The 12,055-nt window shown below is 72.9% G+C and carries 14 protein-coding genes; 5 read left to right on the plus strand and 9 right to left on the minus strand.

What is annotated here, in order from left to right:
• Positions 1-60 precede the first annotated feature (60 nt).
• Together VM685_RS11260 and VM685_RS11265 are read right to left on the minus strand one after the other, a co-directional pair.
• Positions 61-1,536, minus strand: a complete 1,476-nt coding sequence (locus tag VM685_RS11260) for an MBL fold metallo-hydrolase (RefSeq protein ID WP_325460242.1) — start codon at positions 1,534-1,536, stop codon at positions 61-63.
• Positions 1,537-1,549: 13 nt separating this feature from the next.
• Positions 1,550-2,182 carry a helix-turn-helix domain-containing protein gene (locus VM685_RS11265; protein WP_325460243.1) on the minus strand — a complete coding sequence of 211 codons (633 nt, stop codon included), beginning with the start codon at positions 2,180-2,182 and terminating at the stop codon, positions 1,550-1,552.
• 78 nt (positions 2,183-2,260) lie between these two features.
• Here VM685_RS11265 and VM685_RS11270 point away from each other — a divergent pair, with 78 nt between their 5' ends.
• Positions 2,261-2,914, plus strand: a complete 654-nt coding sequence (locus VM685_RS11270) for a 2-hydroxychromene-2-carboxylate isomerase (protein ID WP_325460244.1) — start codon at positions 2,261-2,263, stop codon at positions 2,912-2,914.
• Between the two features lie 6 nt (positions 2,915-2,920).
• Here VM685_RS11270 and VM685_RS11275 read toward each other — a convergent pair whose 3' ends face one another.
• Both VM685_RS11275 and VM685_RS11280 read right to left on the minus strand, forming a co-directional pair.
• Positions 2,921-3,544, minus strand: a complete 624-nt coding sequence (locus VM685_RS11275) for a class I SAM-dependent methyltransferase (protein WP_325460245.1) — start codon at positions 3,542-3,544, stop codon at positions 2,921-2,923.
• Between the two features lie 67 nt (positions 3,545-3,611).
• Positions 3,612-4,655, minus strand: coding sequence for a DUF2125 domain-containing protein (locus tag VM685_RS11280; protein ID WP_325460246.1), 1,044 nt, complete (start codon positions 4,653-4,655; stop codon positions 3,612-3,614).
• 25 nt (positions 4,656-4,680) lie between these two features.
• On the opposite strand from VM685_RS11280, the gene VM685_RS11285 reads away from it, so the two are divergent.
• Positions 4,681-5,220, plus strand: coding sequence for a gamma-glutamylcyclotransferase (locus VM685_RS11285; RefSeq protein ID WP_325460247.1), 540 nt, complete (start codon positions 4,681-4,683; stop codon positions 5,218-5,220).
• On the opposite strand, the gene VM685_RS11290 is transcribed toward VM685_RS11285, so the two are convergent.
• Genes VM685_RS11290 through ftsE form a run of 4 tightly spaced genes read right to left on the minus strand, consistent with a single transcriptional unit; the run spans position 5,217 to position 8,165 of the window.
• Entirely contained in the window at positions 5,217-5,921 is a 705-nt protein-coding gene (locus tag VM685_RS11290) for a lysophospholipid acyltransferase family protein (RefSeq protein ID WP_325460248.1), read from the minus strand. The genes VM685_RS11285 and VM685_RS11290 overlap by 4 nt on opposite strands.
• A 2-nt stretch (positions 5,922-5,923) precedes the next feature.
• On the minus strand, positions 5,924-6,547 hold the full coding sequence (locus VM685_RS11295) for a YdcF family protein (RefSeq protein ID WP_325460249.1): 624 nt from the start codon (positions 6,545-6,547) through the stop codon (positions 5,924-5,926).
• On the minus strand, positions 6,544-7,437 hold the full coding sequence (locus VM685_RS11300; protein WP_325460250.1) for an FtsX-like permease family protein: 894 nt from the start codon (positions 7,435-7,437) through the stop codon (positions 6,544-6,546). The genes VM685_RS11295 and VM685_RS11300 overlap by 4 nt, the downstream gene beginning before the upstream one ends.
• On the minus strand, positions 7,434-8,165 hold the full coding sequence (gene ftsE, locus VM685_RS11305; RefSeq protein ID WP_325460251.1) for a cell division ATP-binding protein FtsE: 732 nt from the start codon (positions 8,163-8,165) through the stop codon (positions 7,434-7,436). Before ftsE ends, VM685_RS11300 begins: the two co-directional genes overlap by 4 nt.
• Positions 8,166-8,222: 57 nt before the next feature.
• Between ftsE and VM685_RS11310 the strand changes: the two genes are divergently transcribed.
• Genes VM685_RS11310 through VM685_RS11320 form a run of 3 tightly spaced genes read left to right on the plus strand, consistent with a single transcriptional unit; the run spans position 8,223 to position 10,582 of the window.
• On the plus strand, positions 8,223-9,083 hold the full coding sequence (locus VM685_RS11310; protein WP_325460252.1) for a DUF3426 domain-containing protein: 861 nt from the start codon (positions 8,223-8,225) through the stop codon (positions 9,081-9,083).
• Positions 9,076-9,603: a phosphoribosyltransferase gene (locus VM685_RS11315; protein ID WP_325460253.1), complete on the plus strand. Its 528-nt coding sequence runs from the start codon at positions 9,076-9,078 to the stop codon at positions 9,601-9,603. The genes VM685_RS11310 and VM685_RS11315 overlap by 8 nt, the downstream gene beginning before the upstream one ends.
• A gap of 34 nt (positions 9,604-9,637) precedes the next feature.
• On the plus strand, positions 9,638-10,582 hold the full coding sequence (locus VM685_RS11320) for an alpha/beta hydrolase (RefSeq protein WP_325460254.1): 945 nt from the start codon (positions 9,638-9,640) through the stop codon (positions 10,580-10,582).
• 3 nt (positions 10,583-10,585) lie between these two features.
• Here the strand turns inward: VM685_RS11320 and VM685_RS11325 are convergent, their stop codons facing one another.
• Complete coding sequence (locus VM685_RS11325) at positions 10,586-12,022, minus strand: serine hydrolase domain-containing protein (protein WP_325460255.1); 1,437 nt, start codon at positions 12,020-12,022, stop codon at positions 10,586-10,588.
• Between the last annotated feature and the right edge of the window lie 33 nt (positions 12,023-12,055).

A 12,055-nucleotide genomic window follows, 5' to 3' on the forward strand; every position in this document is an offset into this window, starting at 1 on the left:
GGCGTGTCGGGGCGGTCGGACCGGAAGGCGCGGCCGCCCCAGCCGTTCAGGGGGCGGCGGTCACCGGCCGATCCGGCCGATGCGGATGTCCTGCGAGCCCACCGGCAGCGTGTAGAGGCTCCCGTCGTCGGCCACCGTCCAGTCGCCCTCGCGCGCCTGATCGACGCCGCGGACGAACATCCGCCGGGCCACGAGGTTATCGGCCGCCGGCAGCAGGTGGTAGAAGGCCAGCAGCTTCACGTCCGCCTGGTTGGCCAGGTCCGCCGCCTCCTCGGGGGAGACGTGGTAGTCCTGCACGTCGTGCATGATCGCGGCCACCCGGTCGCGGCCGGTGTCGCGCGCGGTCGTCTCGAGGATCCGGATCATCGGCCGGGCGATCGCTTCCGACAGCATCAGGTCGGCGCCCTTCGCCGCCCGGGCCAGCGGGGGATGGGCCTTGGTGTCGCCGCTGACCACCACCGAGCGGCCGCGATAGTCGAAGCGGTAGGCGTAGGCCGGCTGGATCGGACCGTGATCGAGCTCGATGGCGGTGATGCGCAGCGTCCCGTCGTCGAGCACGAGGGCGGTGCGGTCGCGCGCCGGCGTCGGGGCCCCGGCGAGCGCCACGGGGTGGGCGACCAGCGGCCAGGTCGCGGCCGGCATCACCTGCGCCCCGTGGTGGGCGGTGCGATAGCCCTGGTCCAGGCGGTAGGCCTCGTTGAAGCCGGCGACCACCTGCTCCACCCCCGGGCCGCCGTAGACCGGCAGGGGCGCCGGACGGCCCTGGGCCCAGGTCTGCAGGTTGAGCTCCCCCAGGTCGCCGATGTGGTCGGAATGGAAGTGGGTGACGAGGACCCCGCCTATGCGCGACAGCGGCAGGCCCCACTGCATCAGCCGCTCGACCGACTCCGGGCCCACGTCCACCACATAGAACCGGCCGCCGGCCATCACCGCCACGCAGGCCTTGGCGCGCGTGTCGCTGGGCAGGGGGGCCGAGCTGCCGCAGACCGCCACCCGCAGGGCGTCCGGCGCGAGCAGGGCGGAGTTGTCGGCGCTGAGGTTGCGCTGGGCGACGCGCGTCATCAGCGCGCTCTGCACCGGCGGCGCGGCCAGCGCCGCGGCCCCGCCGATCGCGACCGCCAGCAGGACGCCGGCGGTGATCCAGCCCCGTCGGCCGCTTGGCTCCACGCTCCCGAGCGCGCGGGCATGGAGGACCAGCACGGTCGCGCCCGCGACCTCCACCGCCAGGGGTCCGAAGACCTCGGGCGACACGCCGGCCAGGAGGAAGCCGATCAGGCGCCCGGCGACGATCCCCGCGAGGACCGCAGCGGCGGCCAGCAGCAGCAGGCCCTGCCTGCGGAGCAGCCCGAGGGCGCAGAGCCCCGTCAGCGCCAGGAACAGCCCGCCCAGGTCCCCGCGGAGGGTGGAGAGGCCGGGCGCGCCCACCGCCTCCAGGTGCAGGCGCTGGGCGGCGACCTCGGGCGCGGCCCAGAATCCGAGGGCCAGGACGGCGAACAGCAGGGCGTACATGGCGACGAGGACGGCGGTGACCCGCATGGCGGCCTCCGGTTCAGGAATGTGGGGCGAAGACCTCGGCGGCGGCCCGGGCGGCGATCTCGCGCGCCTGCTCCTCGGCGGTTCCGAGGCCGCGCAGAAGGCCGAAGGCGAGGTCGCGGGCGAGCGCCTGGACCCCCGCCGGCTTCTGCAGGCCGCGCGAGACGGCGATCTGGACCACGCCCACGGCCATCAGCACGGCCGCCTCCAGCGGCAGGCCCTGGAAGCGGCCGGCGGCGAGGCCCGCCTGCACGGCCGCGCGGACCCCGCGGTTCATTGGGGCGTCGGGCACGCCGGCGCCGGGGAACAGCCGCAGCATGACGCCGGCCGGCTCCGGATGCTCGGCGGCCTGGCGGGCGAAGAAGCAGACCGCGCGGGCCACCTGCTCGGCCGGATCGCCGACGTCGGCGTTGAGGGCCGCGACCCGGGCCTCCACCGCCCCGCGCACCTCGGCGGCGACCTCGCGCGCGAGCGCGTCCTTGTCCGGGAAGTGGTTGTAGAAGCTGCCCTTCGCCACGTCGGCGCAGGCCACGATGTCGTCGATGCTGACCCCGTCCACCGACCGCTCTGCGAACAGCGCGTGGCCGGCCCGCAGGAGCGCCGCGCGGGTCCGCACCCTGCGCCTGTCCACCCGCTCCGCCAGCGCCATGCCGTCGCTCCTGAATTGACTATTTGGTCATTATTAGACTAACCGGTCATAATTGCCAAGCTAGGAGGAGGAGACGCCGTGACGCTCGAGGTGGAGGTCTTCTGGTCGTTCCGCAGTCCCTACTCCTACCTGGCCGCCCCGCGGCTGGCGGAGATCGCCCGGGACTACGACGTCGAGATGCGGGTGCGGCCGGTCTATCCGCTGGCGGTGCGGGTGGAGGGCTTCTTCAAGCGCCAGGACCGGCGCTGGCCCATGTACGTGGCGCGCGACGCCTTCCGGACTGCGCAGATGCTGGGCCTGCCGTTCGGGCCGCCGCGGCCGGACCCCATCGTCATGGACTTCTCGACGGGCGAGGTGGCGAAGGACCAGCCTTACATCGGCCGTCTCACCCGTCTGGGTCAGGCCGCCGTGGAGGCTGGCCACGGCTTGCCGTTCATCGTCGAGGTCAGCCGGCTGATCTGGGGCGGGGAGGTCCAGGGCTGGGACCAGGGGGACCATCTCGCCCAGGCCACGGCCCGCGCGGGCCTGGACCTCGCCACGCTCGAGCGCAGGATCGCGACGGACGCCGACCGGCTGGAAACCGCCATCCAGGAGAGCCACGCCCGAATGGAGGATGTCGGCCACTGGGGCGTGCCGACCATGGTCTTCCAGGACGAGCCGTTCTTCGGCCAGGACCGCATCGAGACCCTGCTCTGGCGGATGCGCCAGCACGGCCTCGCCGCGCGGAGCTGACGGTCCTCAGGCCGGGGTGGCGACGCCCCACTCGTTCCAGCCGGCGAAGCGAGGGGTCTTCGGCAGATACATCCGGTCCACCCTCTCCAGCCTGAAGCCGCCCGCCGCGATGCTGCTGGAAACGGGCCGGGTCAGGTGGCAGCCGCCCGCGAGGCGCTTCCAGACGGGCTCGATCCGCCGCTGCCAGTTGGCGACGCCGGGGTCGGGGGCGAGGCCGTGTTCGCAGAACAGGAATCTGCCGCCGGGCTTCAGCACGCGGCGCGCTTCGGCCAGCGCCGCCGGCGGCGTGTGCACGGAGCACAGGGTGAAGGTGCAGACCACGCAGTCGAAGCTCCTGTCCGGGAAGGGCAGGGCCTCGGCGGTCCCGTCCACGACGGAGACCTTCAGCGCCGGATCGTGCGTCGCGGCCTCGGCGCGCGCCCGAAGCTCGGGCGAGGGATCGACCCCCTTCACCTCCGTCACCTTGGCCGGATCATAGTAGGCGAGGTTCAGCCCCATGCCGATGCCGAGCTCCAGCACCCGGCCTTCGGCCTTGGGCACGATCTTCGCCCGCTGCTTCATCATCGGCGGCGAGGAGCAGGCGCAGGTGAGCAGCTTGGGCAGCAGCCACCGGTCGTAGAGCGAGGCCATCGTCGTTTTCCCCCCGTTTTCGGCAGCATGGCCGAAGCGGGGGCCGCACGCTACGGCCAAGCCTCGGTCAGCGGCGCTCGTAGACCTTCGGGGCCGGTCCCACGGCGACGGGCCCGAGGGTCGTTTGGCCGGCCTGGAAGTTGATGGTCGCCCGGGCCGCCTCGCCCTGGCCCTGGCGCGCCTCGGCCACCGCCGCGGCGGCGCCGGCGGCCTCCGGCTGGATCACCCCGGCCTGACCCATGGCCCCGAGCGCCATCGGCGCCTGGCGCAGGGTCACGTCGAGCATGCCGCGCAAGCGCCCGTCCGTCCCGACGGTCAGGGTCCCGGCGTTGGAGCCCAGCACCGCCTCGCCGGCCGTGACGCCGCCCTGCACCACCCGCATCTGGCCACCCGCGTCCGACCAGTTGCGCACCGCCGACGGCCAGTCCGCGCCGGCGAAGGCGCTCATCTTGGTGAGTCGCGAGTTCCAGGTGATCGACACCGGCTTGTCGCCGGCGATCCGGCCGAACAGGCCGGAGAGCCGCGCTTGGCCGTTCTTCACCTCGGCCGCCACCAGCCCCTCGTCGTCAGGACCGGGCCGCAGGTGGAATTCCACGAGGTCGGCGGCGGTGAGGCCGAACGGCTGGGCGCCGGCGGCCGGCTGGAAGGTGAGCTTGGAAGCCTGCAGCGAGAAGCTGGGCGGCCGCTTGTCGAGGTCCTTCAGGCTGGCGCGGATCACCTCGCCCTTCACCGCCACCGGGCCGCCGAGCGGGCGCACGAAGGTCAGGCCGTCCGGGGCGGCCAGCATCCAGTGGCCGGGCGCGTGCATGTAGGCTTGCCCCTCCAGCACGGGCGCCTGCAGGCCCCAGCCGGACGGCTCGCGCACGCGCGCATCGGTCAGGGTGACGTTCAGGCGGAACGGATAGCCGCCGATACCGCGATCCTGCCAGCTGATCTCGTATCCGGCGCGCTTCAGGTCCTCGACGGCGGCGTCCATCCGCACCCGGGCCTCGCCGCGCGCCCAGAGCCACAGGACCGTCCAGCCGATGACCACCAGGAGGGCGATGCCGAACGGGATGTAGAGGCCAAGCCGGCTGTGTTTGCGAGGCGGCGGGAGATCGTGCAGAGACATGGGCCTTCGTTTAGCGCGGGGCGGGATGTCGGACGAGCATTGGGTCTTCGGCTACGGTTCGCTGATGTGGCGGCCGGGGTTCGATTTCGTCGAGCGGAAGCCCGCCACCCTACACGGGCGCAAGCGCGCCTTCTGCATCTATTCCGTCCATCATCGCGGCACCTATGAACGCCCGGGCCTGGTTCTGGGTCTCGCGCCGGGCGGAGCGACACGCGGCATGGCTTACCGCGTCGACGAGGCGGCCTGGCCCGACGTCTACGCCTACCTGGTGGAGCGCGAGCAGCCGACCGAGACCTATGTGGAGGCGCGCCGCGCCGTGCGCCTCGCCGACGGCCGGCGCGTGGAGGCCCTGGTCTTCCTCTCGGACGTTCGCCACCCGCAGTGGGCCGGGGCGCTCGGGCCCGAGCGGCAGGCCGAGCTGATCGCCGGGGCTACGGGCCTGTCCGGGCGTAACGTCGATTACCTGCGCGACCTCGTGGAGCACCTGCGCGAGGAGGGCGTGCGCGATCAGGGCATGGAGACCCTGCTGTCCCTCGTGGAGCAGCGCGAGCTGGCCGGCGGCTAGAGCGCCAGCAGCTTCGCCGAGGCGGTCTCGATCCGCTCCTCGAGCGTGCGCATGAATTCCGCGCGCTTCAGCCCCGGCGGGATCGGCTCCAGGTATTCGAACACGATGGTCCCCGGCCGGCGGAGGAAGCCGTGCGCCGGCCAGTGGACGCCGGAGTTGGTGGCCACCGGATAGACCGGCACGTCCAGCTCCCGGTAGAGGGCGGCGATCCCGGGCTTGTAGTCGCCCTTCACGCCCGGCTCGCCGCGGGTCCCTTCAGGGAAGATCACCACCTGCCGGTTCCTGGCGAACTGGGCCTTGGCGCGACGGACCATGTTCTTCAGCGCCGCGGAATGGCCGGAGCGGTCGATGTCGATCGTGCCGACCTTGGCCGCGTACCAGCCGAACCAGGGGATGCGCCTCAGCTCCTTCTTCATCACGAAGACCGACGCCGGCAGCCAGGTGAACTGGGCGAAGACGTCCAGCATGCACTGGTGCTTGGGGGCCACCAGCGCCGGCCCCTGCGGGATGTGCTCGCGCCCGCGAACCTCAACGCGGATGCCACAGATCGCGAGCAGGGCCACGACGCCCCGGCCCCAGAAATGGAACATGGCCAGGGTCCAGCTCGTGGGGCCCAGCAGGATCGGCGTCGCCCCGATCGCGACCACCGCGGTCCAGAGATAGAACAGCGCCACGTAGAGCAGGGATCGGACGGCGATCACGGTCAGCCCTTCTGTTGCGCCGGAGAGGGCTCGCGGGGGCCGAGCCCCAGCACCGCCTCGCGGCCGAGGATCGCCAGATACTTGCTGTACTCCACCACCATCAAGCGGGCGGCGGCGGGGTTGCGCCACCAGCCGCGGGCCTTCAGCGCGGGCGTCGCCACCGGATAGGCCTGCAGGCGCATCTGCGGCTCGCGCAGCACGGCGCGCAACTCCAGCATGGCGCGGGGCATATGATAGTCGGCCGTGACCACGATCAGGGTATCGTACCGCATGGCGCTCGCCCACTCGGCGGTTTCGCGCGCGTTGCCGACCGTGTCGGCGGCGGTGAAGCCCAGGTCGACGCAGCAGTCGTAGAGCCGCCGTACTGCGCGGCTGACCGTGCGGATGTCCTCCCGGCTGGCCTCGCGGTTCACGCCGGAGACCAGCACTCGCTGTCCCAGGCCGCGCTCCAGGAGGTTGACGGCCGCGGAGATCCGCTGGTTCGAGTTCGCTCCGGTCAGGGTCACGATGCCGTCCGCGGCCGCGGGGAGCGGCGCAGGCGTCGAGTCGCGCACCCGCGCGGCGAAGGCGAAGAGGCCGGCCGTCCAGATCAGCAGCAGGACGAGGAAGGCCGCGACGGACTTCATTCCATCTCCCGGATCAGCGCCGAGGCCGTCAGGCGCGCGGCCACCGCCGCGACCAGCGCCGCCAGCACCGGGCAGGGTAGCACCGCCAGGAGGTCGTTCCAGGCGATCGGCAGGGCCGGGGTCAGCCCCTCGCCGCCGCCGGCCAGCCGGGCGAGCGCCCCCACGGCGGCCGCGCCCGCCGCGCCCAACAGGCCTGCCAGCCCCGCGATCCGCGCGAACCTGAGTTGGAAGAGCCGGGCGATGAAGGCGTCCTCGGCGCCGGAGAGGTGCAGCACCTCCACCACATCCTTGCGCGCCGCCAGCCCCGCCCGGGTGGCGAAGGCGACCACGGCGGCCGCGGCGCCGGCGATCAGCAGGAAGACCCCGGCGCCGGCCCAGCGCACGACGCCGGCGGCCCGTCGGATGTCGTCGATCCAGACGCTGTGGTCGTCCACCACCGCGTCCAGGCCCTGGGCCTTCAGCGCCCGATCGAGGGCCGCTCCGCTGGCGGGCTGCTCGTCGTCCAGGGTCACGGCCACCAGGCGCGGCACCGGCAGGTCCTCCAGGTCGGCCACGTCGCCCAGCCAGGGGCGGATCAGGTCGTAGGCCTTCTCTGGCTCCAGGGCGCGGGCCTCGGCCACGCCTGCGACGCCGGCGAGCACCTCAGTCGCCCGCGCGGCGGCCGCGTCCGGGGTCTCGCCGCCCCGGGCGCGGACGATGACCGTGGCCTCGCCGACGAGCTGGCCGCTCCAGCCGCGCGCCGCGCGGTCGGCGGCGAGCACGCCGAGCGCCGTCAGGCAGGCCAGGAAGCAGAGCACGGCCACGACGAAGATCAGGGCGCCGTCGCGCGCCTCGGCCTCCGGCAGGAACGGCGCGGGCCGCCAGCGGGCGGGATCGAACAGCTGGCTCATGCGCCGCCCGGCCCCAGCGGCCCGCGCGGCGTCAGCCGGCCGCCCTCCAGATGCAGAACGGGCCGGCTGGAGCGGGCCACGAGGTCCTGGTCGTGGGTGGCGATGACCACGGTGGTGCCCAGCCGGTTGAGCTCCACGAAGAGCCGGAAGATGCGCAGCGCCATCTCGTGGTCGACATTGGCCGTCGGCTCGTCGGCCAGCAGGATCTCGGGCCGGTTGACCACGGCGCGCGCGATCGCCAGCCGCTGCTTCTCCCCGCCCGCCAGCGTCGCCGGCATGGCGTGCATCCGGTTGCCGAGCCCGACCCAGGAGAGGAGCTCGGCCACGTCGTTGCGGTAGTCCGCGGGCTTGGCGCCGGCGATCCGCAGCGGGATGGCGGCGTTGTCGAAAGCCGACAGGTGCTCCAGCAGCAGCAGGTCCTGGAACACCACCCCTATCCGTCGGCGCAGGTGCGGCCGGGTCTTGGCGGTGAGCCGCGAGACGTCGTGGCCGAACAGGTGGATCAGCCCCTTCGACGGCCGCGCCGCCAGGTAGATCAGCTTCAGGAGCGAGCTCTTCCCCGCGCCGGAGGGGCCGGTGATGAAGTGGAAGCTGCCCGGCGCGAGGGAGAAGTTGAGGTCGCTCAGGATCTCCGGTCCGCGGCCATAGCGCATGGACACGTCGTCGAAGCGGACCACCTCGTCGGCGGCGGGGTCTATCGCCGCAGCGGCGTTCGGGTTTCTGGACATGGAGGCCGAAATCGGCGACCTCGAAGGGGGTTGCTGGAGCGTCGCGATTCGGCCGTCATGATACTGACCTGTCCAGAGTGCGCCACCAGCTATTTCGTCGACGACTCGCGCATTCCTGCCGGCGGCCGCACCGTGAAGTGCACCAGCTGCGGCGCGCGCTGGCATACGTCTCAGAACGCGGCGACGTCCGAGCCTGACAGCGAACTCTTCGAGGACACGGCGGCCGCCGAACCCGCGCCCGAGCCGGCCGACGAGCAGGCTGGGCCGGAGCCGGTCACCGCCGCCGACGACCTCGTGGTCAGCGGACCCGCGCCGGGGACGCGGCCGCCGCGGGTGACTCCGCCGACGGCGAGCAAGGCCCCTACGGGGCCGATCCTCGCCTGGGGCCTGATGGCGGCCCTGGTCGTGGCCTTCGTGGTGGGCGCGGTGCTGTTCCGGGACGAGGTGGTGCGGCTGGCGCCGCAGACCTCCGGCGCCTATGCGGGCCTGGGTCTTTCCGTGAACAGCCTGGGTCTGGCCATCGAGCAGGTGAAGGTCGAGCCCACCTTCCAGGCCGGTCGTCCAGTGCTGGCGGTGTCCGGCACGATCCGCAACCTGCGCGACGAGGCGGCCGAGGCGCCGGCCATCCGGATCGAGATGCTGAGCCGGTCGGGCAAGCCGCTGGCGGCGAAGATCGTCCGGCCGATCGACCCGCACATCCCGGCCGGGGCCAAGCGCCACTTCGCCGTCTCCATCGCCGATCCGCCGTCGAGCCTGCAGAACCTCGAGCTCGCCTTCGAGACGGGCGCCGGCCACGCCCGGCCGGCCGCGGTGCGGGCCGAGGCCGCTGCGCCCCAGGCGACGCACGCGCCCGAGCCGGTGGAGGCCCAGCCGCTTCCCGCCGACGCCCCGGACGCGCTATCGGAGCACCATGGCTGACCCGATCACCGAAGTCCTCCTCACCGAAGCCCAGGTGGCCGAGCGGGTGGAGGCCGTCGCCCGCGCCATGGCCCCGCGCCTGGACGACGACACCGTCGCCGTGTGCCTGCTCACCGGCGGCCTCTGGTACTGCGCGGACCTGATGCGGGCCCTGGCCCGCAACGGCCGGCACGTGCGTTTCGACGCCCTGTGGCTCGCCTCCTACAAGGACCAGCGGGTCTCCACCGGCCGGTGCGAGGTGCGCGCCGACCTGCAGCGGCCGCTGGTGGGCCAGAAGGCGCTGATCGTCGACGACGTCTTCGACACCGGCCTCTCGCTCTCGGAGGCCGTGCGCCTGGTGCGCGACGCCGGCGCCAGCGAGGTCCTGACCACCGTCTTCGCCCGCAAGCCCTGGCCGCAGCCACGCGGGCTGGAGCCCGACTTCGTGGCTTGGGAGGCTCCGGCGCGGTTCCTGGCGGGCTACGGCATGGACGTCGCCGGTCAGTACCGCGGCCTGCCCTACGTCGGAGCGATGGACTAGCCACCCCCGCCGGCCCGCATGGTAGCTTGGCCGCATGCGCAACCTCCTCCGGCTCGTGTCTGTCGTGCTCGCCAGCGCCTGGCTGGCGGGCTGCCTCGCCCCCGACATCCCCTATTCGCAGCTCGAGGCGAAGTACGGCGACGCGGCTTCGCAGTATGTGACGCTCTCGAGCGGCGTACGCATGCACTACCGCGATGAAGGTCCGCCCGGCGCGCCGGCCGTCGTGCTGGTTCACGGCTTCGCCGCCTCCCTGCATGCCTGGGAGCCCTGGGCGCAGGCGCTGAAGGGCGACTGCCGGGTGGTGACCCTTGATCTGCCGGGACATGGCCTGACGCAGGCGCCGTCGGACTACCGGAGCTCCTCCGCGGCCAATGTCGCCGCTGTCGACGAGCTGACCCGCCGCCTTGGCGTCGAGCGGTTCGTGCTGGCCGGCAACTCCATGGGCGGCGCGGTGGCCTGGTCCTATGCGCTCGCCCATCCGGAGCGGCTGAACGGGCTGGTGCTGGTCAACGCCGCCGGCTGGCCGTCGGCGGAGCGATCGGAGGGCGGACCGGCGGTCTTCAAGCTGCTGTCGAACCCAGCGGGGCGGGTGCTGCTCCGCAATCTCGACCCGCGACCGCTGGCGGCGCGCGGGCTGAAGCAGGCCTACCAGGACGAGACCCTGGTCACCCCGGCGCTGGTGGACCGCTACGTCGAGCTGGCGCGTGCGCCCGGTCACCGCGCGATCCTGACCCGGCGCGCCGGCGGCGGGGCCCAGGTGACGCCCGAGACCTTCGCGGGCATCCGGACGCCGACGCTCGTCATGGTCGGGCTGAAGGACCAGGTCATCCCGGCGGCGCGGTCGCAGGCCTTCGCCTCCGCCATCCCCGGCGCGCGGCTGGTCACCTACCCCGAAGCGGGACATGTGCCCATGGAGCAGATACCGGAGCAGAGCGCCCGCGACCTCCGTGTGTTCCTGCAGGCGGTGGCCGCGCGCTAGGTCTCAGGGGCGGGTCTGGCCGAGCACCTCGACCAGGGCCTCGTCGAGCCCCGGAGCGCCATAATCCTGGTTCGACAGGATCGCCACCACGTAGCCGGTCTCCGGGTAGATGTGGAACCGGCTGCTGACGCCGGCCATGATGCCGTCGTGGCCGAAGGCCTTGCCGGCCGCGGTCGTCTCGATGGTGAAGCCCGCGCCGTAGTTGTTCGGCGGCTGGTCGGTCCAGAGGATGTCCAGCGAGTCCTTGGAAACCAGCCGGCCGTCCTGCAGGGCCTCGGCGAAGCGCAGCAGGTCGCCGACCGTGGAATAGCCGCCGCCGGCGGGGCCGCCCCGGAACATCGTCTGCACGGTGTTCTCGCGCCAGACGCCCGCGCGGTCGGGATAGTACCCCATGGCGAGGTTCGCGACCGGCTCGTCCAGGGCCCAGCAGTCGGTGTCGCGCATGCCGGCCGGCTCATGGATGTGGGTGCGGACGTAGTCGAAATAGGACTGGCCGGAGGCCTTCTCGATCACGACCCCGGCCAGCAGCGGACCGGTGTTGCTGTAGCTCCAGCCTGTTCCGGGCGGGAAGGCCGGCCGCTCGCCGCGGACCAGCGGCTTGTAGTCGGCGAGCTCGCGGAATCGGCGGCGCGAAAGGCCGTCCCATTCCGCCCCGATGAAGCTGCCCAAGCCGCTGGTGTGGGTGAGGAGCTGGCGCACGGTGATCGTCCGGCTGACCTCAAGCGGCAGCCAGGTCTCGTCGGCGAACTTGCTGAGCGGATCGTCGAGGGACACCTTGCCGGCCTCGACGAGCTGCATCACCGCCACGGCGGTGAACATCTTGTTGATCGAGCCCAGGTTGAAGCGGGTCTCCAGATTGTTCGGGACTCCGTAGCGGCGGCTCGCCAGGCCGCAGGCATGGCTGACCAGCACCTCCTCGCGCCGGGCGACCAGCACCGCGCCGGCGAAGACGCCCGCCTCACATCCGCGCTCCGCCTGGCGGCGGGCCGCTTCGCCAACCTGCGCGGGGCTCAGGGACCGGGGCAGGGGCGGGGCCCAGAGCGGCGCGGGGCCGGGATCGAACTCGACGATGCGCCGCTGCGGGTCGTCCTCGAAATCCACGGTCAGCCCGTGGCGGGCGCCGTAGATCCGGTCGCGGAGCAGGGCCTCGGCGCGCCGCGGCGAAACCATCCGCACGCCCAGCAGCTCGAACCCGCCGAGGACCCGCTGCTGGCCAGAGAAGTAGACGGCGATGGCGCCCGGCGGCGCGGACGCCGGGTACTCGGGGGTGAGGTCGCGCGCCTCGAATTCCGCCGCAGCCTCAGGCGAGTCCACCGCCGCGAGATAGGCCGCGATCCGGCGCGCGACGACGGACCCCGGCTCCGCCGTCAGGTCCTGCGCGGTCGCCGGCGAGGCGACGAGCGCGGCGAGAAGCGCCAGAATCCCCAGGGTGCGATGCATGCGGGCCCTCCCGTGACGCGGGCATGCTGCGCA

The sequence above is a fragment of the Phenylobacterium sp. genome, assembly GCF_035539035.1.
GTDB lineage: Bacteria > Pseudomonadota > Alphaproteobacteria > Caulobacterales > Caulobacteraceae > Phenylobacterium.